This window comes from Agromyces seonyuensis, from assembly GCF_009789225.1.
Classification (GTDB): domain Bacteria; phylum Actinomycetota; class Actinomycetes; order Actinomycetales; family Microbacteriaceae; genus Agromyces; species Agromyces seonyuensis.
In genome coordinates, this window is sequence record NZ_WSTA01000026.1 from 19,152 (window position 1) to 43,466 (window position 24,315).

Annotated in this window: 22 protein-coding genes; 13 read left to right on the forward strand and 9 right to left on the reverse strand. The window is 73.1% G+C overall.

The window, feature by feature from the left end; all coding sequences use genetic code 11:
* Positions 1-36 precede the first annotated feature (36 nt).
* Entirely contained in the window at positions 37-747 is a 711-nt protein-coding gene (locus tag GB864_RS07690) for a beta-ketoacyl-ACP reductase (RefSeq protein WP_160423764.1), read from the forward strand.
* Positions 748-811: 64 nt separating this feature from the next.
* Here the strand turns inward: GB864_RS07690 and serB are convergent, their stop codons facing one another.
* The gene (serB, locus tag GB864_RS07695; protein WP_336603917.1) at positions 812-1,477 is read right to left on the reverse strand and encodes a phosphoserine phosphatase SerB; all 666 of its coding nucleotides are present in this window, start codon (positions 1,475-1,477) and stop codon (positions 812-814) included.
* Complete coding sequence (locus tag GB864_RS07700; RefSeq protein ID WP_160423765.1) at positions 1,474-2,751, reverse strand: glucose-1-phosphate adenylyltransferase; 1,278 nt, start codon at positions 2,749-2,751, stop codon at positions 1,474-1,476. The genes serB and GB864_RS07700 overlap by 4 nt, the downstream gene beginning before the upstream one ends.
* Before the next feature lie 82 nt (positions 2,752-2,833).
* On the opposite strand from GB864_RS07700, the gene glgA reads away from it, so the two are divergent.
* The 3 genes from glgA (at position 2,834) to GB864_RS07715 (ending at position 5,343) form a co-directional block, all read left to right on the forward strand.
* Positions 2,834-4,030: a glycogen synthase gene (glgA, locus tag GB864_RS07705; RefSeq protein ID WP_160423766.1), complete on the forward strand. Its 1,197-nt coding sequence runs from the start codon at positions 2,834-2,836 to the stop codon at positions 4,028-4,030.
* 89 nt (positions 4,031-4,119) lie between these two features.
* Entirely contained in the window at positions 4,120-4,908 is a 789-nt protein-coding gene (locus tag GB864_RS07710) for an ABC transporter ATP-binding protein (RefSeq protein ID WP_160423767.1), read from the forward strand.
* Between the two features lie 183 nt (positions 4,909-5,091).
* Positions 5,092-5,343: a type B 50S ribosomal protein L31 gene (locus GB864_RS07715; protein WP_160423768.1), complete on the forward strand. Its 252-nt coding sequence runs from the start codon at positions 5,092-5,094 to the stop codon at positions 5,341-5,343.
* A gap of 221 nt (positions 5,344-5,564) precedes the next feature.
* Here the strand turns inward: GB864_RS07715 and GB864_RS07720 are convergent, their stop codons facing one another.
* A complete protein-coding gene (locus GB864_RS07720; protein WP_236778968.1) occupies positions 5,565-6,284 on the reverse strand; it encodes an exonuclease domain-containing protein in 720 nt (239 codons plus the stop codon).
* A gap of 76 nt (positions 6,285-6,360) precedes the next feature.
* Here GB864_RS07720 and GB864_RS07725 point away from each other — a divergent pair, with 76 nt between their 5' ends.
* Positions 6,361-7,317, forward strand: a complete 957-nt coding sequence (locus GB864_RS07725; RefSeq protein WP_160423769.1) for an alpha/beta fold hydrolase — start codon at positions 6,361-6,363, stop codon at positions 7,315-7,317.
* Positions 7,314-8,399 carry a glycosyltransferase gene (locus GB864_RS07730; protein ID WP_160423770.1) on the forward strand — a complete coding sequence of 362 codons (1,086 nt, stop codon included), beginning with the start codon at positions 7,314-7,316 and terminating at the stop codon, positions 8,397-8,399. The genes GB864_RS07725 and GB864_RS07730 overlap by 4 nt, the downstream gene beginning before the upstream one ends.
* A gap of 30 nt (positions 8,400-8,429) precedes the next feature.
* Here GB864_RS07730 and GB864_RS07735 read toward each other — a convergent pair whose 3' ends face one another.
* Together GB864_RS07735 and GB864_RS07740 are read right to left on the reverse strand one after the other, a co-directional pair.
* The gene (locus tag GB864_RS07735; RefSeq protein WP_160423771.1) at positions 8,430-9,053 is read right to left on the reverse strand and encodes a histidine phosphatase family protein; all 624 of its coding nucleotides are present in this window, start codon (positions 9,051-9,053) and stop codon (positions 8,430-8,432) included.
* Positions 9,050-9,832, reverse strand: a complete 783-nt coding sequence (locus tag GB864_RS07740; RefSeq protein ID WP_160423786.1) for a Sir2 family NAD-dependent protein deacetylase — start codon at positions 9,830-9,832, stop codon at positions 9,050-9,052. The genes GB864_RS07735 and GB864_RS07740 overlap by 4 nt, the downstream gene beginning before the upstream one ends.
* Positions 9,833-10,022: 190 nt before the next feature.
* Between GB864_RS07740 and GB864_RS07745 the strand changes: the two genes are divergently transcribed.
* A complete protein-coding gene (locus tag GB864_RS07745; RefSeq protein ID WP_160423772.1) occupies positions 10,023-10,859 on the forward strand; it encodes a TrmH family RNA methyltransferase in 837 nt (278 codons plus the stop codon).
* Positions 10,856-12,106, forward strand: a complete 1,251-nt coding sequence (locus tag GB864_RS07750) for a D-alanyl-D-alanine carboxypeptidase (protein ID WP_160423773.1) — start codon at positions 10,856-10,858, stop codon at positions 12,104-12,106. The genes GB864_RS07745 and GB864_RS07750 overlap by 4 nt, the downstream gene beginning before the upstream one ends.
* Before the next feature lie 80 nt (positions 12,107-12,186).
* On the opposite strand, the gene GB864_RS07755 is transcribed toward GB864_RS07750, so the two are convergent.
* Positions 12,187-12,978 (reverse strand): SGNH/GDSL hydrolase family protein, encoded by a 792-nt coding sequence (locus GB864_RS07755; RefSeq protein WP_160423774.1) that lies wholly within the window; start codon positions 12,976-12,978, stop codon positions 12,187-12,189.
* Positions 12,979-13,016: 38 nt separating this feature from the next.
* On the opposite strand from GB864_RS07755, the gene GB864_RS07760 reads away from it, so the two are divergent.
* From GB864_RS07760 to GB864_RS07780, 5 genes are all read left to right on the forward strand, one after another.
* Entirely contained in the window at positions 13,017-14,888 is a 1,872-nt protein-coding gene (locus GB864_RS07760; protein ID WP_160423775.1) for a DEAD/DEAH box helicase, read from the forward strand.
* A gap of 38 nt (positions 14,889-14,926) precedes the next feature.
* Positions 14,927-16,360 (forward strand): DHA2 family efflux MFS transporter permease subunit, encoded by a 1,434-nt coding sequence (locus tag GB864_RS07765; RefSeq protein WP_160423776.1) that lies wholly within the window; start codon positions 14,927-14,929, stop codon positions 16,358-16,360.
* A 91-nt stretch (positions 16,361-16,451) separates the two neighbouring features.
* Positions 16,452-16,925: an Lrp/AsnC family transcriptional regulator gene (locus GB864_RS07770; protein WP_160423777.1), complete on the forward strand. Its 474-nt coding sequence runs from the start codon at positions 16,452-16,454 to the stop codon at positions 16,923-16,925.
* On the forward strand, positions 16,925-17,401 hold the full coding sequence (locus GB864_RS07775) for an SRPBCC family protein (protein WP_160423778.1): 477 nt from the start codon (positions 16,925-16,927) through the stop codon (positions 17,399-17,401). Before GB864_RS07770 ends, GB864_RS07775 begins: the two co-directional genes overlap by 1 nt.
* A 172-nt stretch (positions 17,402-17,573) precedes the next feature.
* Positions 17,574-18,665, forward strand: a complete 1,092-nt coding sequence (locus GB864_RS07780) for a VIT1/CCC1 transporter family protein (protein WP_160423779.1) — start codon at positions 17,574-17,576, stop codon at positions 18,663-18,665.
* A gap of 53 nt (positions 18,666-18,718) precedes the next feature.
* Here GB864_RS07780 and GB864_RS07785 read toward each other — a convergent pair whose 3' ends face one another.
* From GB864_RS07785 to GB864_RS07795, 3 genes are all read right to left on the reverse strand, one after another.
* A complete protein-coding gene (locus tag GB864_RS07785) occupies positions 18,719-19,579 on the reverse strand; it encodes a DUF3097 family protein (protein WP_160423780.1) in 861 nt (286 codons plus the stop codon).
* A 50-nt stretch (positions 19,580-19,629) separates the two neighbouring features.
* Positions 19,630-23,037 (reverse strand): error-prone DNA polymerase, encoded by a 3,408-nt coding sequence (locus tag GB864_RS07790; protein WP_160423781.1) that lies wholly within the window; start codon positions 23,035-23,037, stop codon positions 19,630-19,632.
* 80 nt (positions 23,038-23,117) lie between these two features.
* Positions 23,118-24,315, reverse strand: a 1,198-nt coding sequence (locus GB864_RS07795; protein WP_236778969.1) for a DNA polymerase Y subunit UmuC family protein, incomplete at its 5' end; no start/stop codon positions are given.

The following is a 24,315-nucleotide window of genomic DNA, read 5'->3' on the forward strand; positions in this document are numbered from 1 at the left end:
GCAGGGCCGAGATCGAACCCGAAACGGAGCCACCGCATGACCCAGCCCCGCACCGTCCTCGTCACGGGAGGCAACCGCGGCATCGGCCGCGCGATCGCCGCCGAGTTCGTCCGCCAGGGCCACCGCGTCGCCGTGACCGCCCGTTCCGGCGAGGGCCCCGAAGGCACGCTCACGGTCCGCGCCGACGTCACGGACGCCGCGAGCGTCGACGCCGCGTTCACCGCGATCGAGGCCGAACTCGGCCCCGTCGAGGTCGTCGTCGCGAACGCCGGCATCACGCGCGACATGCTCCTGCTGCGCATGAGCGAGGACGACTTCGAGCAGGTGATCGACACCAACCTCACCGGCGCCTTCCGCGTCGTCAAGCGGGCCTCGAAGGGGATGCTGCGCGCCAAGTTCGGCCGCATCGTGCTGATCTCCAGCGTCGTCGGCCTCTACGGCGGCGCCGGCCAGGTCAACTACTCCGCGTCGAAGGCCGGGCTCGTCGGCATGGCGCGGTCGCTCACGCGCGAGCTCGGCTCCCGCGGGATCACCGCGAACGTCGTCGCTCCCGGCTTCATCGAGACCGACATGACCGACGAACTGCCCGCCGAACAGCAGGCCGACTACAAGAAGGCCATCCCGGCCGGCCGCTTCGCGACCCCGGACGAGGTCGCCCGGGTCGTCGCGTGGCTCGCCGGCGACGACGCCGCCTACATCTCCGGCGCGGTCATCCCCGTCGACGGCGGCCTCGGCATGGGCCACTGAGCCGCCTGCACGAATCGACGACGGCCGCCCCGGATCGGGGCGGCCGTCGTCGTGTCGTGTCGGGTCACGCGGCGGGCGGGAGCCCCAGCAGCGGCAGCACCTGCGCGAGGTCGCGGTCGGCGATCACGACGTCGGCCCGCTCGCGCACGAGCGGCTTCGCGCAGAAGGCGACGCCGAGCGCAGCCCGCTCGAGCATCCTGAGGTCGTTGGCGCCGTCGCCCACGGCCACCGTGCGTTCGATCGGGATGCCCGATGCGGCCGCCCATTCCTCGAGGGCCGTGCGCTTCGCCTCCGCATCGATGATCGGGCCGTCGACGGCGCCGGTGAGCGCGCCGTCGGCCGTGCCGAGCCGGTTGGCCCGGCAGTAGTCGAGACCGAGGCGTTCGGCGACGGGGTCGAGCAGTTCGTGGAAGCCGCCGGAGACGACGCCGACGGCCCCGCCCGCGGCCTGGACCGCGGCCACGAGCGCTGACGCGCCCTGCGTCGGCGTCATCTGCGAACGAGCCCGGTCGAGCACCTCGAGGGGGGTGCCGGCGAGCGTCGCGACGCGCTCCACGAGGCTCTCGGCGAAGTCGAGCTCGCCGCGCATGGCTCGCTCGGTGACGCGGGCGACGAGTTCCAGGCTGCCCGCCTCGGCGGCGAGCAGCTCGATCGCCTCCTGGTCGATGAGCGTGGAGTCGGCATCGAGCACGACGAGGAACCGCGGGCCCCCGGGCGCCGCTGTGCTCACGCCTGGGCCGCCGGCTCGGGCTCGGCGGGCTGGGCGGCCCGCACGCGCGACCCCTTGCCGACCACGGTGATGCCGGACTCCGTGACCATGTACCCGCGCGCGAGGTCCGCCGCGCGGTCGACGCCGATCTCGGCGCCCGCCTCGACGACGACCTCCTTGTCGAGGACCGCCCGGTGCACGGTCGCGCCGGCCTCGATGCGCGCACGGTCGAACAGGATGGAGTCGACGACCTTCGCGCCGGAGCCGATCGTCGACCAGGGGCCGACGACGCTGCGCTCGACGTGCGCGCCCGACACGACGGTGCCGAGCGAGACGATCGAATCGATGACCGTGCCGAGCGCTCCCTTCGCGTCGCGCGTGAACTTCGCGGGCGGCGAGTTGACCTGCTGGTTGTAGATGGGCCACTCGCGGTTGTACAGATTGAAGACGGGCAGCACCGAGATGAGGTCCTGGTGCGCGTCGAAGAACGAGTCGATCGTCCCCACGTCGCGCCAGTAGTAGCGGTCCCGGTCGGTCGAGCCCGGCACGATGTTGCGCTTGAGGTCGTAGACGCCGGCGGCGCCCTGCGCGACGAAGGCCGGGATGATGTCGCCGCCCATGTCGTGGCCCGAGTCGGTGCGCTCGCCGTCGCGCAGCACCGCGTCGATGAGCGCGGAGGCCGTGAAGACGTAGTTGCCCATCGACGCGAAGACCTCGCCGGGGGAGTCGGCGAGTCCTTGCGGGTTCGTGGGCTTCTCGAGGAAGCGGGCGATGCGCTCGGGCCGGGCCGGGTCGACCTCGATGACGCCGAATTGATCGGCGAGCCCGATCGGCTGGCGGATGGCCGCGACCGTGGCCTCGGCACCGGAGGCGATGTGCGCCTCGAGCATCTGGTCGAAGTCCATCCGGTACACGTGGTCGGCGCCGACGACGACGATGTAGTCGGGCTGCTCGTCGTAGATGAGGTTGAGCGACTGCAGGATCGCATCGGCGGAGCCCGAGAACCAGCGCTTGCCGAGACGCTGCTGGGCGGGCACCGAGGCGACGTACGAGCCGAGCAGGCCGCTCATGCGCCAGGTCTGGGAGACGTGGCGGTCGAGCGAGTGCGACTTGTACTGGGTCAGGACGACGATCTGGCGCAGGCCCGAATTGATGAGATTCGAGAGCGCGAAATCGATGAGCCGGTACTGGCCGCCGAAGGGGACCGCGGGCTTCGCCCGGTCCTCCGTGAGCGGCATGAGTCGCTTTCCCTCGCCACCGGCGAGGACGATTCCGAAGACTTTGCGCGGCGCCATGCGGACAGCGTAGCGACCGCGGATGCTCCGCTGCCGACGACTTCGAAACACGACGTGAACTGCGCTGCGCTAGCGTGTCGCCATGCGCGTCGACGTCCTCACCCGAGAGTATCCGCCGGAGGTCTACGGGGGTGCCGGCGTGCACGTCGCCGAGCTCGTCCGGGCCCTCCGAACCGACCTCGACGTGGTCGTGCGCTGTTTCGGCGCACCCCGATCCGAAGCCGGCACCGTCGCGTACGCCGCGCCCGCCGAGCTGGCCGACGCCAACGCGGCGCTCGCGACGATGGGCACCGACCTCCTGATGGCGCGCGACGCGATCGGCGCCGATCTCGTGCACTCGCACACCTGGTACGCGAACTTCGCGGGCCGCGTCGCCTCGCAGCTCCACGGCATCCCGCACATCGCGACGGCGCACTCGCTCGAACCGCTGCGTCCCTGGAAGGCCGAGCAGCTCGGCGGCGGCTACCGGCTCTCGTCGTGGATCGAGCGCGACGCGCTCGTCGGCGCCGACGCCGTCGTGGCGGTGAGCGACGGGATGCGCCGCGACCTCCTGCGCGCCTACCCCGACCTCGACCCGGCGCGCGTCGAGGTCGTCTACAACGGCATCGATCCGGAGGACTGGCAGCCCGTCGACGATCCCGACCTGGTGCGTTCGCTCGGCGTCGACCCCGATCGGCCGTCCGTCGTCTTCGTCGGACGCATCACCCGGCAGAAGGGCCTGCCCTATCTGCTCCGCGCCGCGGCGCTGCTCGATCCGGCCGTGCAGCTCGTGCTCTGCGCCGGCGCAGCCGACACCCCGGAGATCCTCGCCGAGGTCGAGGGGCTCGTCGCGGGGCTCCGCGAGCATCGCGACGGCGTCGTCTGGATCGACCGGCACCTGCCCCGGCGCGAGCTCTCGGCGCTGCTCACGTCCGCGACGACGTTCGTGTGCCCCTCGATCTACGAGCCCCTCGGCATCGTGAACCTCGAGGCCATGGCGTGCGGCGCCCCGGTGGTCGGCACGGGCACGGGCGGCATCCCCGAAGTCGTCCTCGACGGCGTCACGGGCGTCATCGTGCCCATCGAGCAGTTGCAGGACGGGACGGGCACCCCGCTGGACCCGGACCGCTTCGTGGCCGATCTGGCCGAGGCGATCTCGCAGGTCGTCGCCGATCCCGAGCGCGCCCGCGCCATGGGCGCGGCCGGTCGCACCCGCGCCGTCCGCGACTTCTCGTGGACGACGATCGGCGAGCGCACGCGCGACCTCTACGAGCGCGTGCTCGCCGCGCCGCGTCGATGACGGCGCGCCGCATCGCCGACCGTTCCCGCATCCCGAACGCTCGTCGGGCGTTGCCTGAACGTCCAGTCCGGACGGATAGCATGGTGAGCATGGCGAGTACCGTGCTGCAGTTCGACGACGTGTCCGTGGTCCGAGACGGATCGACGATCCTCGACTCGATCGACTGGACGGTGACGGACGACCAGCGCTGGGCCGTGCTCGGACCGAACGGGGCGGGCAAGACGACGCTCCTGCAGATGGCCGCCGCCGCGATGCACCCGAGCAGCGGCACCGTGCACGTGCTCGGCGAGCAGCTCGGCAAGGTCGACGTCTTCGAACTGCGCCCGATGATCGGCTTCGCCTCGACGACCATGGCCCGTCGCATCCCGGCCAACGAGACCGTGCTCGACTCGGTCCTCACCGCCGCGTACTCGGTCACCGGCCGCTGGCGCGAGGAGTACGAGACCATCGACGAGCGTCGCGCCAACCGGGTGCTCTCGGAGTGGGGCCTCGAGGGCTTCGCCGACCGCCGGTTCGGCAGCCTGAGCGACGGCGAGCAGAAGCGCGTCCAGATCGCCCGAGCGGTCATGACCGACCCGGAGCTCCTGCTCCTCGACGAGCCGGCTGCGAGCCTCGACCTCGGCGCCCGCGAAGAGCTCGTCGGCCTCCTGGGCGGCTACGCGGCCTCGCAGGCTTCCCCGGCGATCGTCATGGTCACCCACCACGTCGAGGAGATCCCGACGGGCTTCACGCACGCGCTGCTGCTCGCCGCGGGCAAGATCGTCGCGGCCGGCCCGTTCGCCGAGGCGCTCACGTCAGAGACGCTCACCGAGACCTTCGGACTGCCGATCGAGCTCACGGAGCAGAACGGGCGCTTCTCCGCGCGCGCCACGCGCTGAGCCACGCCGATCGAACGCACTTCCTGCCTTTCGGGCGGATCTGCTAAGATCGTTTGTCGGCCCCCGGGCCGTTCATGCTTTCGCGCGCGAAGAGCCGTGCCTGCCAGACTTCGGTCAAGGGGCGCTGTGCTGGCGAGGCGAATCCGTACATTTCCCGATCCACGACAGCACTCAGGAGTCTCCATGAAGACCGACATCCACCCCGCCTACGAAGCCGTCGTCTTCCGCGACCTCGCTTCGGGCGAGACGTTCCTGACGCGTTCGACGGTGTCCAGCGACAAGACCATCGAGCTCGACGGCGTCACCTACCCCGTCATCGACGTCGAGATCTCCTCGGCCTCGCACCCGTTCTACACGGGCAAGCAGCGCATCCTCGACTCGGCCGGCCGCGTCGAGAAGTTCAACCAGCGCTTCAAGGGCTTCGGCTCCAAGTAAGCCCGCGCCCCGTCAGGGGAACGATGCACGAAGGCCCCGCCGATTCGGCGGGGCCTTCGTCGTATCCGGAGCCGTCGCTCCCTCAACGTTCCGCTCGGAGCCGTCGTGCCGGAGTCGTTGTGCGCGGAGCCGCTCGGGACCGATCCGCTTGCAGGCGGCGGCCGCGGCGGCATCGCGCATCCGCTCGGCGCAGCCTGGTCGGGCGGATGCCTCGGCGGGCGTCAGCGCACCGGCCAGGTGCCCGAGGTCGTGAACGACGGCTCGGTGCGTCGGCGGAACTGCTGGTAGGACTCGGCCTGCTCACGCGCCCAGTCGATCTGGCGACGGTGCAGCTCGTCGGCCTCGACCTCGAGGAGCTGCGGGTACCGGTTGCCGATGGCCTGGGCGAGCCGGCCCGCCGCCACGGCGTCGGCGCCGGCGTCGTGGGCGGACTCGAGCGGGACGCCGTAGTGCTCGGTCGTCGCGGTGAGCGTGCGCTTGCCGCGACGGTAGCGCTCGACGGCCTTGTCGAGCACGAACGGGTCGATGATCGGGCCCGGCGTCTCGAGCGGCGGGATCGCATAGCGGATCGCCTCGCGGTCGATGACGCTGAAGTCGTAGGCCGCGTTGTAGGCGACGATCGGCAGTCCGGCCGCGAGCAGGGCGGCGAGCCGGTCGACGATCTCGGCGACGCCGACGTGCGCCGGAAGCCCCTCCGCGCGGGCGCGCTCGGTGCTGATGCCGTGGACCGCGGCCGCCCCGGCCGGGATCTCGACGCCGGGATCGATGAGCCACTCGTGGCGCTCGACGATCTCGCCGTCGGCGTCGAGGACGCCGAGGAACGCCGTCACGACGCGCGCGGTCTCGACGTCGACGCCCGTCGTCTCGAGGTCGAAGACCGCGAGCTTGGTCGCCCAGGAGTCGGTCGTCTCGGTGAAGTCGAAGAGCATCGGATCCGTCATGGCGTCCACGGTACGGGGCACCGGCGACACGGCCGGTCCGACGTGCCGTCCAGGCGCGGCTCGTAGACTGTGGGCGATGTCCGCGAACTCTCCCTACGACGCCCGACTGCGCCGCATCCCGACGCGCGAGCACCGCGCCGGGATCGCCGGCGCCGAGACCCGCTGGTGGGAGTACGGCGAGCCGGATTCGGACACGACGCTCGTCTTCGTGCACGGCTTCCGCGGCGACCACCACGGCCTCGAGCCGGTCATCGCGTTCCTGCCCGGCGTGCGGATCCTCGCGCCCGACCTGCCCGGCTTCGGCGCCTCCGGCGCGCTGCCCGTCGCCCACGACATCGACGGCTACGCGGGCTGGCTCGACGCGTTCATCGCCGCCCAGGCGCTGCCCGAGCCGCCCGTCGTGCTCGGCCACAGCTTCGGCTCCATCGTGGTCGCCGCGGCCGTCGCCGACGGTCTGCCGGCCGAGCGGGTCATCCTCGTCAACCCCATCGGTGCACCGGCGCTCGAGGGCCCGCGCGGCGTCATGACCCGCCTGGCCGTCCTCTACTACCGGGTCGCCGCGGCGCTGCCGGCGAAGGCGGGCTTCGCCCTGCTCCGCAGCCGGCTCATCGTGCGGGTCATGAGCGTCACCATGGCGAAGACGAAGGACCGCGAGCTGCTCGCCTTCATCCACGACCAGCACGACCGCTACTTCTCGGCGTTCGAGGACCGCTCCGTCGTGCTCGAGGCGTTCCGGGCGTCCGTGTCGAACGATGTTCGGGCGTCGGCGTCGAAGATCGCCCAGCCCGTCCTCCTCGTCGCCGCCGACCTCGACGACATCACGCCCATCGAAGCCGAACGCCGCCTCGCGACGATGTTCGCCGACGCGCGGCTCGTCGAGATCCCGGGCGTCGGCCACCTCATCCACTACGAGACCCCCGAACCGGCGGCCGCGGCGATCGCCGCCTTCCTCGGCGAGCGCGACGGGGCGCCGGGCGACGCCGGCGAAGCGGATGCTGCTGCCGACGCGAGCGAGCCGGGAGCCGCCCGGTGAAGCTCGTCGTCGACTGCCGCTACACGCGGATCGGGCAGCACGACGGCATCAGCCGCTTCACGGCGGGCATCGTCGAGGAGCTCGCGAAACTCCATCCGCTGACGATGCTCGTGAACGACCCCCGTCAGCTCGAACTGCTGCCCGCGCTGCCGCACGCGATCGTGAGCGGCCCGACCTCGGTGCGCGAACCGCTCGTCGCCCGCCAGGTGCGTCGGCTCGCCCCGGACGTCGTCTTCTCGCCCATGCAGACGATGGGCTCGTGGGGGCGCCGGTACGGCCTCGTGCTCACTCTGCACGACCTCATCTACTACGAGCACCCCGAGCCGCCGCGCGATCTGCCGGCCTTCGTCCGCGGCCTCTGGCGCCTCTACCACCTCGCGTGGTGGCCGCAGCGCACGCTGCTGAACCGCGCCGACGAAGTCGTGACGGTCTCCGAGACGACGGCGTCGCTCATGCGCGAGCACCGGCTCACGAAGCGCCCGGTCACGGTCGTGCCGAACGCCGCCGACGAACTCGCCGCGCCGGCGCTTCCCCGGGAGCGGCCGACCGGCGGGCGCCTGGTCTACATGGGCTCCTTCATGCCGTACAAGGGCGTCGAGACGCTCGTGCGCGCGGCCGCGCGCTTGCCGGAGCACGAACTGCACCTCTGCAGCCGCATCTCGGACGCCGAACGGCGCCGGCTCGTCGCCCTCGCGCCGGGCGCGCGGCTCGTCTTCCACGACGGGGTGTCGGATGCCGAGTACGCCGACCTCCTCACCGGCGCGACAGCGCTCGTGCATGCGTCGAAGGCCGAGGGCTTCGGCATCCCGCTCGTCGAGGCCATGCGCCTCGGCACTCCGGTCGTCGTGAGCGACATCCCGATCTTCCGCGAGATCGGCGGCGAAGCGGCGAGCTACTTCGCCCTCGATGACGACGCGGCGCTCGCCGCTGCCGTCGAGCGACTCGACGCGTCGGGGGAGTGGGAGCGTCGCTCCGCGGCAGCCATCGCGGCGGCGGGCCGCTTCACGTGGGCGCGGTCGGCCGCTCGGCTGCTCGAGGTGCTGCAGCGCACCGCCGCCCAGTACACCCGGCGCCGCCGCTGAGTCCGGTCGACGCCGACCGCGGCGAGCGCGTCAGACCCGCGAGGCGAGCTGCGCCTCGACGAGTCGGATCGCGCCGTCGTCGTGCACGTGCAGGGTCTGCACCGAGGCGTTGCCGGCGTACTGGCCGGGCGCGGGCACTGCGCCGCCGGTGAGCGAGCGCAGCAGTGCGCCGATGACGCCGCCGTGCGCGACCACGACGACACGGTCGCCGGCGTGCCGCGAGGCGATGCGCCGGAGAGCCGGCAGGGCGCGCTCGACGACCTCGGCATCGCTCTCGTAGCCGGGAACCGGCGCGCCGTGCGGGAAGCGGGCGAGCCGGTCGGGAGCGCGGAGCCCCTCCACCTCGCCGTGGGCGCGCTCGACGAGCGCCTGGTCGGTGCCGGCGAACCCGACGCCGAGGGCATCCGAGATGATGCGCGCGGTCTCCTCGGCGCGCCCGAGGGAACTCGAGTACGACGCCGCCCACGCCCCGCCGAGCGTCGCGGCGGCCGCGCGAGCCTGCGCCCGCCCGGTCTCGTTGAGCGGGATGTCCGTGCGGCCCTGGATGCGGCCCGTGCGGTTCCACTCCGTCTCGCCGTGCCGCACGAGTGCGATCTCGGTGACGCCGACGCCCACGGGTTCGGGCGACACCGGGCGCGTGGAACCCGCGCTCACGCCCCGAGGCCGGCGACGATCGCCTGGAGGGACTCGCTCGTGCCGCCCTCGATGCGCACCGTCGCACGCGTCTCGCCGCGGGTCGGACCGCGGTTGATGACGATGACGGGGAGCTTGCGGCGACGCGCGATCTCCAGCAGGCGGACGCCGGAGTTGACGACGAGCGAGGAGCCGGCGATGAGGAGCGCGTCGGCACCGCGCACGAGCGAGGCCGCGGTGTCGAAGACGCCCACCGGCACGAACTCGCCGAAGAAGACGACGTCGGGCTTCAGCATGCCGCCGCAGACGGTGCAGACGGGCACCTGCATGCCCGAGACGTCGGAGACCTCGACGTCGCCGTCGGGACGGCGCTCCGCGATGGCTTCCAGGTCCATGTCGGGGTTGAGTGACTCGAGCGTGTCGGCGACGGCCTCGCGGGCGAAGACCTGACCGCAGTCGAGGCAGACGACCCGGCCCATGCCGCCGTGGAGCTCGACGACGTGCCGGCTGCCGGCGCGGCTGTGCAGGCCGTCGACGTTCTGCGTCACGATGCCGTTCACCGCGCCGAACTCCTCCAGTCGCGCGAGCGACTCGTGGCCGGAGTTCGGTTGCGCCGCACCGAAGTGGCGCCAGCCGAGGTGGCTGCCGGCCCAGTAGCGGCGGCGCGCGTCCTCGCTGGAGACGAACTGCTGGTAGGTCATCGGGTTGCGCACTGGAGCGCCCTCGCCGCGGTAGTCGGGGATGCCCGAGTCGGTCGAGACGCCCGCCCCGGTGAGAACGGCGGTACGCGCGCCCTCCATGATCGAAACGGCCTCTGCGATGCGCAGGTCCGACTCGGTCGCGATGATGCTCGTCACAGGGCCTCCTCCGGCTTCTCAAAGTGTAAACACGCTGCTTTACCGGATTGTTTCCGGAGACTGGCAGTCTGGGCTGCGGCGGAACGCGAACGGCGGCCCCATGCAGGCCGGCACGGCCATCGGAAGGAGCGGCATGCGCATCGAGCGGCTGACGGACACGGCGGGCGACGAGGTCGCCGACTACGCCTCGCTGACGGACGTCAAGCTGCGCAGCGCGCTCGAGCCCGAGCGCGGCGTCTACCTCGCCGAGTCGGCCAAGGTCATCCGCCGGGCGATCGCCGCCGGGCATGCGCCCCGCTCGGTGCTGCTCGAGGAGAAGTGGCTGGCCGAGCTCGCTCCCGTGCTGGAGCCGTTCGACGTGCCGGTGCACCTGGCGTCGCCCGAGCAGCTCGAGGCGATCACCGGCTACCGCGTGCATCGCGGCGCCCTCGCCGCGATGCAGCGCCCCGAGCTCCCGTCGGTCGCCGAGGTGCTCGCCGGTTCCCGGCGCGTCGTCGTCCTCGACGACCTCGTCGACCACACCAACGTGGGAGCCGCGTTCCGCGGTGCCGCGGCGTTCGGCGCCGACGCCGTGCTCGTCACCCCGCGCTGCGCCGACCCGCTCTACCGTCGCAGCGTCCGGGTCTCGATGGGCACGGTGTTCCAGGTGCCGTGGACGCGGCTGCCCGAATGGGACGAGGCGCTGCCGCTCTTCCGCGAGGCGGGGTTCACCGTCGCCGCCCTGGCCCTCGCCGACGAGGCGGTCGCGCTCCGCGCCTTCGCCGCCGACCCGCCGGAGCGCGTGGCGCTCGTCTTCGGTTCCGAGGGCGACGGGCTCGGCCGCGCCGTCCTCGAGGGCGCCGACGTCGTCGTGACCATCCCGATGCGCGGCGGCGTCGACTCGCTCAACGTCGCCGCGACGGCGGCGGTCGCCATGTACGCCCTCGCGCCGGAAGCGGCGCCCGCCGCGGGCGCGGAGCCCGTCCGGTGAGCGCAGCGGCCGACGACCGGCAGCGACGGCGGCGACGACGGTACGTCGGCGCCCTCGCCTCGCTCCTCGTGCTGCTCGTGGTGCTCGGCGGCGCCGGCCTCTACGCGTCCTCGGCGCTCGGCGCAGCGGTGCCCGCCGCGGCGGCTGCGGTCGTCGATCCCGCTCCCATCGCCGGACCCGCGGCGCAGCTCTCGCTGCCCACGACCGGTCCGTACGCGCTCGACGCGGTCGGCTACGGGCGGCTCGCGGCGAGCGCCGACCAGTCCGCGGTGCCGATCGCGAGCATCTCCAAGGTCGTCACGGCGCTCGTGATCCTCGACGCGCATCCGCTCGCCGCCGGCGAAGCCGGCCCCGACATCGCCTACACGCAGGCGGACGTGGACGTCTACTGGGACGTCATCCGCCGGAACGGCACGAACGCACCGGTCGTCGCCGGCTCGACGCTGAGCCAGCGCGACAGCCTGATCGCGATGCTCCTGCCGTCGGCGAACAACTACGCGATCTCGCTGGCGACCTGGGCCTTCGGCTCGGTCGAGGGCTTCTCGGCCGCGGCCCGAACCTGGCTCGACGCCCACGGGTTCGCGAACACGAACCTCGTCGAGCCGAGCGGGTTGTCCGCCGAGAACGTGTCGACGCCGGGCGAACTCGTCCAGATCGGCGAACTCGCGCTCGAGCAGCCCGCCATCGCCGAGATCGTGCGGATGACCTCCGCGGACCTGCCGGTCGTCGGCCACGTCGAGAACACCAACGAACTGCTCGGCCACGGCGGCGTGGACGGCATCAAGACCGGCACGACGGAGGAGGCCGGCGCCTGCCTGCTCTTCTCCACGGACGTGATCGTCGGCACCGAGTCGATCACCGTGGTCGGCGTCGTCCTCGGCGGCCCGGACCACGACGCCATCGACGCCCAGATCGCGGCGCTCCTCGCGAGCGCGACGACCGGGTTCCACGAGATCACCGCGCTCGAGGCGAACACGGTGCTCGCCGAGTACACGACGCCGTGGGGCGAGAGCGCCCGCGCGCGCGCGGCATCCTCGGTCTCGCTCGTCGTCTGGGGCGACACGAGCGTCGACGTGTCGGTGAGCGCCGACCCGCTCGCACTCGCGACGCGCGGCGAGCAGGCGGGCACGGCGACGGTGACGACGTCCGCGGGAACCGTCGTCGAGGTCCCGCTCGTGCTCGACGCCGCGATCGAGGATCCCGGCTCGTGGTGGCGGCTGACGAACCCCGGGGCGCTCGAAGGCTGAGGTCCGAACGCCGAGTTCCGAGGACGGGGCTTCGAGGCGGCGGATGCCCGGGACCTCGGTCCGGGCATCCGCCGCGATCGCTACTCGGCGGCGTCGCCGAGGACCGGGCCGGCCGTCGGCCGCTTGGGCGCCACGGTGTCGCCGGAGGACTGGTGCCGGATGCGGCGCAGCACCCACGGGACGAGGTACTCGCGTGCCCAGGACAGGTCCTCCGAGCGCGCCTGGCGCCAGGTCGCCCCGTGGAGCGGTTCGGGCTGCTGCGGCGCGAGCGTGTTCGGCACGTTGAGCGCCGAGAGCACCATTCGGGCGACCTCGTGGTGCCCGAGCGCGTTGAGGTGCAGGCGGTCGGGCGCCCAGAAGCGCTGGTCCTGGATCTCGGCGAGCGCCCACTGGTCGGCGACGATGCAGTCGTGCTTCTGCGCGATCGCGCGCAGGTTCTCGTTGTAGATGGCGACCTTGCCGCGCAGGCTTCGGAACACGTTCGAGAAGCCGACGTCGACGCCGGTGAAGAGCACGATCGTCGCGTGGTCGCGGGAGAGCCGTTCGATGGCGTACTCGAAGCGGGCGGCGATCTCGTCGGGGTCGGTGCCGGGGCGGATGACGTCGTTGCCGCCCGCCGAGATGGTGATGAGGTCGGGACGCAGGTCGAGGGCGGGTTCGATCTGCTCGTCGATGATCTGCTGGATGAGGCGGCCGCGGATCGCGAGATTCGCGTAGGCGAAGTCCTCGGTGCCCGTCGCGAGCACCTCGGCGACGCGGTCCGCCCAGCCGCGCAGGCCGTTCGGCAGGCCGGGCTCGGGGTCGCCGACGCCCTCCGTGAACGAGTCGCCGATGGCGACGTAGCGCGACCAGGGATGCAACTGGGTGGTCATGCCCCCATTCTGCCCCGCAGGGCCGACGGGCGCCGTCGATGGCGACGCGCCCGGCGAGGCGCACCGGGTCAGCGTTGTCGGAGGCAGCGACTAACCTCCTACGAGTGACAGATGCGCTTCCCGCCGGCCACCGGCCGGGCACCTCGGCGGCCGAGCATCTCTCCCCGTCCTTCCCGGACCGCGCACCGTGGGGCACCGCCGGCAAGCTCCGCGCCTGGCAGGCCGAGGCCCTCGAGCAGTACCTCGCGACCGAACCGAAGGACTTCCTCGCCGCCGCGACGCCGGGCGCCGGCAAGACGACCTTCGCCCTCCGCATCGCGACCGAACTGCTCGCCAAGCGCACCGTCGACCGCGTGACCGTGGTCGCGCCGACCGACCACCTCAAGCGGCAGTGGGCCGACGCGGCGGCGCGCGTCGGCATCCGCCTCGACCCCGGGTTCCGCAACTCGCACGTCCGCGCCGCCCGGCACTACCACGGGGTGGCCGTCACCTACGCGCAGGTCGCCATGCGGCCCGCGCTGCACCGCGAATTGACGATCTCCGGCCGCTCGCTCGTCATCCTCGACGAGGTGCACCACGGCGGCGACGCGCTCATGTGGGGCGACGCGATCCGCGAGGCGTTCGAGCCCGCGACGAAGCGGCTCTCGCTCTCCGGCACGCCGTTCCGCAGCGACACGGCGCCCATCCCGTTCGTGATCTACGAGCCCGACCAGCAGGGCGTGCGGGTCTCCAAGACCGATTACAACTACGGCTACGGCCGTGCGCTGAAGGACGGCGTCGTCCGTCCGGTGCTCTTCATGGTCTACGCGGGTCAGATGCGCTGGCGCACCAAGGCCGGCGACGAGATGGAGGCGCGGCTCGGCGAGGACAACACGAAGGACGTCAACGCGTCCGCCTGGCGCTCCGCGCTCGAGCCGACGGGCGAGTGGATCCCCGCAGTGCTGCGCGCCGCCGATCGGCGGCTCACCCAGGTGCGCGAGACCATCCCGGACGCCGGCGGACTCGTGCTCGCGAGCGACCAGTCCACCGCCCGCGCCTATGCGGGCATCCTCGAGTCGATCTGCCGCGAGCCCGTCGCCGTCGTGCTCTCCGACGACAAGGAGGCCTCGGGCCGCATCGAGGACTTCGCGAAGAACGAGCGCCGCTGGATGGTCGCGGTGCGGATGGTCTCCGAGGGCGTCGACGTGCCGCGGCTCGCCGTCGGCGTCTACGCGACGAACTCCTCGACCCCGCTCTTCTTCGCGCAGGCCATCGGCCGTTTCGTGCGCGCCCGGCGCCGCGGCGAGACCGCCTCGGTGTTCCTGCCGAACGTGCCGCCGCTCATGGCCCTCGCCGCGACGATGGAGGCCGAGCGCGACCACGCCCTCGACCGGCGCACGGGCGACCGCGACGACGATCCCTCGATGGGCCTCGACGACGGACTGCTCGACGCCGCCAACCGCGAGGATCGTGCGAGCGAGGAGCTCGAGCTCGGCACCTTCGAGGTGCTCGGCTCGAGCGCGAACTTCGACCAGGTGCTCTTCGACGGCACCGGCTGGGGCACGCTCGCCGAGCCCGGCAGCGACGAGGAGCTCGACTTCATCGGCCTGCCCGGCCTGCTCGAGCCCGAGCAGGTGTCCGAGTTGCTCCGGCATCGCCAATCGCGCCAGGCCCGGCGCGCCGGCGAGAAGCGCAAGGCCGCCGAGCCCGACGAGCAGGCCGAGCCCGTCGCCCTCTACCGCACCCTCAAGGAGCAGCGCACGCTGCTCAACAGCCTCGTAGGGCTGTGGGCGCGTCAGAACGGCGAAGCCCATTCGCAGGTGCACGCCGAGCTCCGGCGCATCTGCGGCGGCCCGGCCGTCGCGCAGGCCACGGTCACCCAGATCCAGTCGCGCATCGACGTGCTGCGCAAGCGCCTCGGCCGGCACTGACCTTCTGTTCGGGCGACGCCGACCGTAGGCTCGCACCCATGCGGAATACGGCGCGGGTCCTCGTCGTCGCGATCCTGGTCTCGTTCGTGGCGTTCCTCGACGGCGCCATCATCAACGTCGCGGTACCGGCGATCTCCGAGGAACTCGGCGGCGGACTCGTGCTGCAGCAGTGGGCGGTCGACGCCTACCTGCTGACGCTCGGCGCGTTCATCCTGCTCGCGGGCTCGCTCTCCGACACCTTCGGGCGCAAACGGATGATCGACATCGGTCTCCTCGGCTTCGGCGTCGCCTCGGTGCTCTGCGCGGTCGCCCCGACCGGCCTCTTCTTCGTGATCGCCCGCGCGATCCAGGGCGCCGCGGGAGCGCTGCTGGTGCCGGCCTCGCTCGCCCTCATCATCGCGACCTTCCCGAAGGAACGGCAGGGACGGGCGATCGGCACGTGGACGGCCTGGACGACGGCCGCGTTCCTCGTCGGGCCACTGCTCGGCGGCGCCCTCGTCGATCTCGGAAGCTGGCGTTATGTCTTCTGGATCAACGTGCTGCCGATCGCGGTCGCGTTCGTGCTCTCGCGGGGGCTCCCCGCCGAGACCCGACCGGACGCGCGGGCGAGGATCGACTGGGCCGGCGCGATCCTCGGCGTCGTCGGACTCGGCGGCACGGTGTTCGCCCTCATCGAGCAGGGCGGCGCCGGCTGGAGTTCGCCGCTCGTCCTCGTGCCCCTCGTCGTCGGCATCCTCGCCCTCGTCGCGTTCCTCGTGCGCGAGTCGCGCACGCCGAACCCGATGCTCCCGCTCTCGCTGTTCCGCGCGCGCAACTTCGCGTGGGGCAATCTCGCGACGTTCTTCATCTACGCCGCCTTCTCGCTCGGTCCATTCGCGATGACGGTGTTCCTCCAGCAGTGGGTCGGCTTCTCGGCGACGCTCGCCGGGCTCGCGACGCTGCCGCCGAAGATCCTGCTCATCGCGCTCGGGTCGCTCTCGGGCCGCCTCGCCGACCGGTTCGGGCCGCGGATCTTCATGACCCTCGGGCCGATCCTCGTGGCGTGCGGCTTCGCCCTCAGCGCGACGGTGACGGAGCCGTTCGACTACTGGTGGCCGTTCTTCCCAGCGTCGCTCCTGCAGGGTCTCGGGATGGCGATCACGGTCGCTCCGCTCACCGCGGCGATCCTCGGGGCCGTCGATCCGGCTCGGGCGGGCGTCGGCTCGGCCGTCAACAACGCCGTGGCCCGCGTCGCCGGCCTCATCGCGATCGCGCTCATCGGCGTCGTCACCGCGACGATCGACCTCGAGGGCTACCGCGCGCTCGCCTCCGTCGCCGCCGGACTCCTCGTGGTCGGCGGACTCGTCTCGTTCGTCGGCATCCGGAACCGGCGATCGAGCGCGACGGACGACGCGACGGGCGACGCGGCGAGCGGATCCGGCCCCGGCACCGACGGCCTCGGCCTCCGCGGGGGGTCGGGCGCCGACGGCTAGGCTGGCCCCGGCGCCACCGCCCGCGCATCCCGTGCGTCGGCATCGGGCGCTCCCGTTCCCGGGACACGTTCCGATCCGCGAAGGAGACGGCATGGCCGCAGCCGAACTCGACCGCGTCGACCGTGCGCTCCTCGCCGCCCTCTCGCGCAACGCCCGGGCCTCCGGTTCGGCGCTCGCGGCGGAGATCGGCGTCGCCGAGTCGACCGTGTCGCTCCGCCTCCGCCGCCTCCACGCGGCCGGCCTCATCACGGGGTACCGGGTCGACCTCGACCTGCCGCGCATCGGCGTGTCCATCCAGGCGCTCATCTCGGTGCGGCTCGTGAAGCACGACCGCCGCGAGATCGACGCGTTCCGCACGGCCGCGCCGCACCTGCCGGGCGTCATCAGCCTGTTCCACATGGCGGGCGCCGAGGATTATCTGCTCCACGTCGCCGCACGCGACTCGTCCGAACTGCGCGAGTTCGTGCTGACGCACCTCACCGGGCATCCGGCCGTCGCCCACACCGAGACCAACCTCATCTTCGAGCACGCCGAGGGCGACGGCTGGTACGAGCTGATCGGCTGATGGCCGGGTCGCGCTCGTACGACTTCGAGTCCGAGTGGCTGATCCCAGCGGCGCCGGATGCCGTGTGGCGCGCGATCCTCGGGATCGGGCGGTCGGAGCAGGTGTGGCCCGGCGTGACGATCGGGATGCCCTCGGTCCCGGTCGTCGGCGACGACGTGCCGATCGACGTCCGCAGCGGCGTCGGGTACCGGCTGCGCCTCGTCGCGCGGCTGACGGCGGTGGAGCCGGCGCGGCGGCTCGCCGCCGAGGCATCCGGCGATCTCGCCGGCCGCGGCGAGGCCCGCCTCGCCGCAGCCGGCCCGAACGCCACGCTGGTCGTCGTGGACTGGTCGACGACGACCGAACGACCGTGGATGAACGCGCTCGGCGGGCCGCTCGGGCCGCTCTTCCGCATCGCGCACGAGCGGGTCATGCGCGCCGGCGAACGCGCGCTCGTGGACGCGGTGCGCGACCGCCCGGCCGACACGCCCGAGTAGGCGGCGCTTCGGCGCGCCGAAGAAGGTTCGGCTCTCCGAAATCCTGTCGATCTGGGCTTTTCCGCCGATTCCGGCCGTTCCGGCGGCTAGCCTGACGGACGGCCCGCACGGGCCGGACGCGATGAGGCGGGCAGCCGATCACCGCCGGCGACGCCCGCGGAACGGATGCTGCATGGACACCCGCGAACGACGCGACGAGGCTGCCAAGCGCGCCAAGTGGCGCCGCTATCTCGCCGACGAGCGCGCCGAGGGCGCCGTCTACCGTCAGCTCGCCGCGCGGCGCGAGGGTGAGGAGCGCGAGATCCTGCTCGCCCTCGCCGCGGCCGAGCAGCGCCACGAGGCGCACTGGCTCGCCCTGCTGGACGGCGACGACTCGGGCATCCCGAAGGCGGATCTCCGCACCCGCATCCTCGGCGGCCTCGCCAAGGGCTTCGGGTCGATCTTCGTGCTCGCCCTGGCTCAGCGGGCCGAGGGTCGCTCGCCCTACGGCGAGGATCCGGACGCGACGCCGGCGATGGCGGCGGACGAGCGCATCCACGGGGAGGTCGTGCGCGGCCTCGCCGCCCGCGGCCGGCGGCGGCTCGCCGGCACCTTCCGCGCCGCGGTGTTCGGCGCCAACGACGGACTCGTGTCCAACCTCGCCCTCGTGCTCGGCATCGGTGCGACGGGCGTCGCGAACTCGGTCGTGCTCTTCACGGGCATCGCCGGCCTCCTCGCGGGTGCGCTGTCGATGGGCGCGGGGGAGTACGTCTCGGTGCGCTCCTCCCGCGAGCTGCTCGAGGCCTCGAGCCCCGATCCGGATGCCGAGGGCGCGCTGCCCGACCTCGACTTCGACGCGAACGAGCTCGCGCTCGTCTACCGCGCCCGCGGTCTCGACCAGTCGGAGGCCGAGGAGCGGGCGGCGCTCGCCCTCGCGCAGGTGCGCTCGGTCGGCCGCGCCGAGACCGGGGTCATCCCCGTGGCCGGCGACGTCGACGACGAGGCGGTCGGCACGGGACTCGCGGCGGCGCTCTCGAGCTTCTGCTTCTTCGCCGGCGGGGCGCTCATCCCCGTGCTGCCCTACCTGTTCGGCATGACGGGCATCGCCGCCGTGGCGCTCTCGGTCGGTCTCGTGAGCATCGCGCTCCTCGCGACCGGTTCGGTCGTCGGCATCCTCTCGGGCGCGTCGCCGCTGAGGCGCGCGCTGCGCCAGCTCGCGATCGGCCTCGGGGCGGCGGCGGTCACGTACGTCCTGGGTCTCGCCTTCGGCACGTCGATCGCCTGATCCCGACCGCCACCGGCCGGCAGGATGCTCCGCGGAGCATCCTGCCGGCCGGTTCAGTCTTCGGGGGCCGTGACGAAGTCGATGAGCTCCTCGACGCGGCCGAGCAGTGCCGGTTCGAGATCGCCGTAGCCGCGGACCTGCCCGAGGATGCGCTGCCAGGCGCGCGCGATGTCGGCCTGGTCGGCGTGCGGCCAGCCGAACGCCTCGCAGACGCCGTGCTTCCACTCGGTGCCGCGCGGGATCACCGGCCACGTCTCGCGGCCGATGCGGGCGGGCTTCACGCCCTGCCAGACGTCGATGAACGGATGCCCGACGACGAGCGTGTGGGCGCGATGCGGACCGCGGGCGACGGCCTCGGCGATGCGCGCCTCCTTCGAGCCGGGCACGAGGTGGTCGACGAGCACGCCGACCCGGCGACCCTTCCCGGGGCGGAACTCGTCGAGCAGCTCGGCGAGGTTGTCGACGCCCTCGAGGTACTCGACGACGACCCCCTCGACGCGCAGGTCGGCGCCCCAGATCTTCTCGACGAGCTCGGCGTCGTGGCGGCCCTCGACGAAGATGCGGCTCGGCAGTGCGACCTTCGCGCCCCGGTCCTCGACGGCGAAGGAGCCCGACGCGGTGCGGAGCCGCCCGGTCGGTGCGGCGGCCGCGGCCCGCACGAGCTGCACGTGCTCGCCGTCGATGAGGAACCCGGGCCCGTAGGGGAACATCCGCGTCTTCCCGAAGCGGTCTTCGAGGGTGAGCGTCGTCGCGTCGCTGTCGACCACCGCCCCGACGTAGCCGTCGCGCGCGAGTTCGACGACGAGCCCGCGCTCGGCGGGCACCGCGGTGACGGTCTTGCCCTTCGGGCGGTCTCGCTTCTTCCAATCGCCCGCGAGCACGTCGCTGCCGTATCGGTCCCAGTCCTCGCTCACCCGCTCGACGGTAGCGGACGCCGCCGCCCCGGCCGGGCGTGTCGGGCGGCTCAGCGGAAGTCCCGCGAGCGCACGGGGGCCGTGAGCGTCAACGGCTCGAACCGGTCGGCGACGAGGTTCGTGACGCCCTCCTTCGTGCGTTCGAGGATGCCCCGCACGATGAGCGCGGGCGACTCCCGGGCGATGCGCCGGTAGCGCTGCCAGACGCCCTGGCTCGCGATGACGTTGAGGATGCCCGATTCGTCCTCGAGGTTGAGGAACGTCACCCCGCCCGCCGTCGCCGGCCGCTGCCGGTGCGTGACGACCCCGCCGACCTCGATGCGCCGACCGGACTCGGCGGTCGGCAGCAGGTCGATGCGCCACGCGCCCCGGCCGTCGAGGCCGTCGCGCGCGTAGCGGATGGGGTGGTCGTCGGGGGAGAGCCCCGTCGTCCAGAGGTCGTAGACGAGCTGCTCCTGCGGGGTGAGCATCGGCAGCAGCGGCGGCTGCACGGCGACGACGGTGCCCGGCAGGTACTCCTCGCGGTCGAGGGCGGCCTCGCCCGCGAGCCACAGCGCCGAGCGCCGTTCGAGACCGAGCCCCTCGAACGCCCCGGCCGCCGCGAGCGCCTCGAGCTGCTCGGCGTTCAGCTCGGCGCGGCGCGAGAGATCGTGCAGGTCGCGGTACGGCCCGCGCACCTCGCGTTCGGCGACGATGCGCTCGGCGACGGCGCGGCCGATCTTCGCCACCGCGGCGAGGCCCTGGCGCACGGCGAAGGCGCCGTCGCGGCGGTGGGTCTTCGTGGGATCCGGCGTCGATTCGTCGAACTTGCCCACGGGGGGCTGCTCGCCGAGGCACGCGTCGATGCCGGTCGCCCCCGTGACGGACGGGTCGTCCGCCTCGAGCCCCGCGTCGACGCCCGAGCGGTGCAGATCCGGCCGCAGCACCCGCACGCCATGGCGCCGGGCGTCCGCGACGAGGGTGCGCGGCGAGTAGAAGCCCATGGGCTGCGCGCGCAGCAGCCCCGCGAGGAACGCCGCCGGGTAGTGCAGCTTCAGCCACGACGACGCGTAGACGAGCAGGGCGAAGGCGATCGCGTGGCTCTCGGCGAAGCCGAAGTTCGCGAACGCCTGGATGCGGTGGTAGATCCCGTCGGCGTCCTCGCCCGTGATGCCGTGGCCCGCCATGCCCGCGTAGAGCTGCTCGCGGAGGGTCTCGATCCGCTCGATGCCGCGCTTGGAGCCCATCGCGCGGCGGAGCCGGTCGGCCTGCTCGGCGTCGAAATCGCCGACCGCGACGGCCATCTGCATGAGCTGCTCCTGGAACAGCGGCACGCCGAGCGTGCGCTCGAGCACGGGCTGCAGCTTCGGGTGCAGGTAGGTGACCTCCTCCTCGCCCGTGCGGCGGCGGATGTACGGGTGCACCGCGCCGCCCTGCACGGGACCTGGGCGGATGAGGGCGATCTCGACGGCGAGCTCGTAGAAGCTGCGCGGGCGCAGGCGCGGCAGCGTCGCCATCTGGGCGCGGCTCTCCACCTGGAACACGCCGATCGAGTCGGCCCGCGCGAGCATGTCGTACACGCCCGGCTCCTCCTTCGGGATCGTCGCGAGCTCCCACTCCTCGCCCGTCGCGTCGCGCACGAGGTCGAACGTATGCTGCAGCGCCGCGAGCATCCCGAGCCCGAGCAGGTCGAACTTCACGAGCCCCATCCACGCGCAATCGTCCTTGTCCCATTGCAGGACGGTGCGGCGCTCCATGCGCGCGTGCTCGATGGGGCATACCTCGCCGACGGGCCGGTCGGTGAGCACCATGCCGCCGGAGTGGATGCCGAGGTGGCGCGGGAAGGTCAGCAGCTCCTCGGCGAGGGCGATGACGGGCGCGGGGATGTCGTGGTCGCCGCTCTCGACGGTCGCGCCCCAGCGTTCGACCTGGCGCGACCAGGCATCCTGCTGCCCGGGCGAGTACCCGAGCGCCTTCGCCATGTCGCGCACCGCGCCCTTGGGCCGGTAGCTGATGACGTTGGCGACCTGCGCCGCGTTGTGCCGGCCGTACTTGCCGTAGACGTACTGGATGATCTCCTCGCGGCGGTCGGAGTCGAAGTCGACGTCGATGTCCGGCGGCTCGTCGCGCAGGCTCGAGAGGAACCGCTCGAACGGCAGCCCGTAGAAGATCGAGTCGACGGCCGTGATGTCGAGCACGAAGCACACGGCGCTGGCCGCCGCCGAACCGCGCCCCTGGCAGAGGATGCCCCGGCGCCGTGCCTCCTGGACGATGTCGTGCACGATGAGGAAGTAGCCGGGGAAATCGAGCTGCTCGATGACCTGCAGCTCCCGTTCGAGGCGCTCCCGGTGCCCCGCGGGCATGGGGTCGCCGTAGCGGTGCGCCGCGCCGCGCCAGGTGAGCTCGCGCAGCCACGACATGGGCGTGTGCCCGGCGGGCACCTCCTGCTTGGGCAGCTTCGGCCGGGCGCTGCGGAGGGCGAAGGCGTGCGAGTCGGCGATCTCGACGGTGCGTGCGACGGCGCCCGGGTGGCGCCGGAACCGGGCGGCCGTCTCGGCGCCGGAGCGCAGGTGGGCCGTCGGGGTCGCGGGCAGCCAGCCGTCGAGTTCGTCGAGGCTGCGGCGGGCGCGCACCGCGGCGAGCGCCGAGGCCATGCGGTGCTTGCGCGGGGTCGCGTAGTGCACGGCGTTCGTCGCGACGGTCGGCAGCCGGGCGGCCGCGGCGAGGGCGGCGAGCCGGTCGTTGCGCACCTGATCGGTCGGGTCGCCGTGGTCGGTGAGCTCGACGACGACGTGCTCGGGGCCGAAGCGGTCGACGAGTCCCGCGAGGGCGCGGGCGCCCGCGTCGTCGCCGCCGATCGCCAGTGCGCTGCGGACGTGCCCCTTGCGGCAGCCGGTCAGGATCGTCCAGTCGCCGCCCGCCCGATCGGCGAGCTCGTCGAGGTCGTAGACGGGGCGCCCCTTCTCGCCGCCGGCGAGCTGCCCCGCGGTGATGGCGCCCGCGAGCGAGTGGTAGCCGGCCTCGCCGCGCGCGAGCACGAGGAGGTGCGCTCCCTCGGGGTCGGCGGCGCCCATCTGGGGCTCGGCGAGCCCGAGGGAGAGCTCGGCGCCGTAGATCGTGCGAAGGTTCGGCTGCGTCTCGGCCGCCTCCGCGAAGCGGACGATGCCGTAGAAGCCGTCGTGGTCGGTGACGGCGAGGCCGTGGAGTCCGAGCCGGGCGGCCTCCTCGACGAGCTGCTCGGGCTGCGAGGCGCCGTCGAGGAAGCTGAAGTTCGTGTGGGCGTGCAGCTCGGCGTACGGCACGAGCGGTTCGTCGGGTCGTTCGGGTTCCTCGGCAGGGGGCCGGTACGGATGCCGCTTGCGGCTCCAGGCGGGGGAGTCGCCGCCGTCGGCGTCGCCGTCCGGACCGCCCGGCCGACGTCGGCCTGAGAGGGTGCGCTCGAGCTCGGACCAGGGCACCGGCGGGTTGTTCCAGCCCATGTCGTCGCTCCTCTCGCGTGTTCATGTCCCGCGCACGGGACGCTGTTTGTCCCGGAAGCGGGACGATTCGGGCATCCGGATCAGTCGTATTCGGCTTCGATCCACCACCCGGTCTCGTCGAGCAGCAGCAGCCAGGCCTGCCCGCCGTCGTCGACGAGCTGCACGCGATGCAGCCGCCGTGCGCGCTCGGCGTCCCACCAACGCTCCACGAGCGGCCACGGGCCGGCCCACGCGCGGACCGCCCGAGCCGAGGATCGGTGCACGAACCGCGACGGCGTGCCCGAGAGCGCCCCGCGCTCGTCGACGGCCACCGCCGCCCCGCCGCCGTCGAGCAGCGACACGGCGACCCGTTCGCGGTACACGCTCGCGGGCGCGAGCCCGGGCAGGCTGCCGGGCCAGGGCCGGTCCGCCGTCGACTCGGGCGCGCGATCGCCCCAGGGCACGAGCACGGCGCGCTCGGCGAGCGTGCGGCCGCCGCCGAGCGACGGGGTGACGACGGCGTCGTGGCCGAGCATGCTCTGCACGCGCGTGAGGCCGTGGTGCACCCGCTCGTCGGGGCCGCCGCCCCACAGCCCCGACTCGTGCGCCCCGGTGCCCTCGACGCGCTCGGGCAGCACCTGCACGCGCACCACCGCGGCGCCGAGGCCGCGGTCGGCCGGCCCGTCGCCCTGCAGTTGCCAGCGCACCCGGTCGACGACGTCGGCGGCCGTGAACCAGCGCGGATGCGACCACAGCCGGCTCGAGCGGCCCCCGCGGTCGTCGTCGAGCTCGACGCGGATCGACGTCGCGACGAGCCGGCGCTCCCGGAGGCGGTCGACGAACTCGTCGGCACGGGTGCGGAACGCGAACGCGAGCTGGTCGACGCGCTCCAACGGCGGCTCGAAGACCGTCTCGACGTCGAACTCGGGCGGCGGGGTGCGGGCCGACGTGCGCGCGCCCTCGCGGCCCGCGGCGCGTTCGTGCGCCGCTGCGCCGACCGCCCCGAAGCGGCGCAGCACGTCGTCGACGGGCAGCGCGGCGAACTCGCCGAGCCGCCGGATGCCGAGCCGTTGCAGCAGCGTCGCCGTCTTCGTCTCGACGACGAGCCCGACGGGCATCGGGGCGAGGAAGGCCGCCGAGCCGCCGACCGGCACGGCGAACACCGCGGAAGCTCCGCCCGGCGCCGCCGGCGGCGAAGCCGGGAGCGACGGGCCGGGCGCCCCCGCCGCATCCGGGTCTGCCGCATCCTGGCGCGCCGTCGGACGACCCGGCCGCGCCGCGCGTGCCGCCTGCTCGGCG

Excerpts from the sequence above, each read along its gene's own strand:
- GB864_RS07690 (WP_160423764.1), top strand. The coding sequence starts at position 37 with ATGACCCAGCCCCGCACCGTCCTCGTCACGGGAGGCAACCGCGGCATC.
- GB864_RS07700 (WP_160423765.1), bottom strand. The coding sequence starts at position 2,751 with ATGGCGCCGCGCAAAGTCTTCGGAATCGTCCTCGCCGGTGGCGAGGGA.
- glgA (WP_160423766.1), top strand. The coding sequence starts at position 2,834 with ATGCGCGTCGACGTCCTCACCCGAGAGTATCCGCCGGAGGTCTACGGG.
- GB864_RS07710 (WP_160423767.1), top strand. The coding sequence starts at position 4,120 with ATGGCGAGTACCGTGCTGCAGTTCGACGACGTGTCCGTGGTCCGAGAC.
- GB864_RS07715 (WP_160423768.1), top strand. The coding sequence starts at position 5,092 with ATGAAGACCGACATCCACCCCGCCTACGAAGCCGTCGTCTTCCGCGAC.
- GB864_RS07720 (WP_236778968.1), bottom strand. The coding sequence starts at position 6,284 with ATGACGGATCCGATGCTCTTCGACTTCACCGAGACGACCGACTCCTGG.
- GB864_RS07725 (WP_160423769.1), top strand. The coding sequence starts at position 6,361 with ATGTCCGCGAACTCTCCCTACGACGCCCGACTGCGCCGCATCCCGACG.
- GB864_RS07740 (WP_160423786.1), bottom strand. The coding sequence starts at position 9,832 with ATGGAGGGCGCGCGTACCGCCGTTCTCACCGGGGCGGGCGTCTCGACC.
- GB864_RS07745 (WP_160423772.1), top strand. The coding sequence starts at position 10,023 with ATGCGCATCGAGCGGCTGACGGACACGGCGGGCGACGAGGTCGCCGAC.
- GB864_RS07755 (WP_160423774.1), bottom strand. The coding sequence starts at position 12,978 with ATGACCACCCAGTTGCATCCCTGGTCGCGCTACGTCGCCATCGGCGAC.
- GB864_RS07760 (WP_160423775.1), top strand. The coding sequence starts at position 13,017 with ATGGCGACGCGCCCGGCGAGGCGCACCGGGTCAGCGTTGTCGGAGGCA.
- GB864_RS07765 (WP_160423776.1), top strand. The coding sequence starts at position 14,927 with ATGCGGAATACGGCGCGGGTCCTCGTCGTCGCGATCCTGGTCTCGTTC.
- GB864_RS07770 (WP_160423777.1), top strand. The coding sequence starts at position 16,452 with ATGGCCGCAGCCGAACTCGACCGCGTCGACCGTGCGCTCCTCGCCGCC.
- GB864_RS07775 (WP_160423778.1), top strand. The coding sequence starts at position 16,925 with ATGGCCGGGTCGCGCTCGTACGACTTCGAGTCCGAGTGGCTGATCCCA.
- GB864_RS07780 (WP_160423779.1), top strand. The coding sequence starts at position 17,574 with ATGGACACCCGCGAACGACGCGACGAGGCTGCCAAGCGCGCCAAGTGG.
- GB864_RS07790 (WP_160423781.1), bottom strand. The coding sequence starts at position 23,037 with ATGGGCTGGAACAACCCGCCGGTGCCCTGGTCCGAGCTCGAGCGCACC.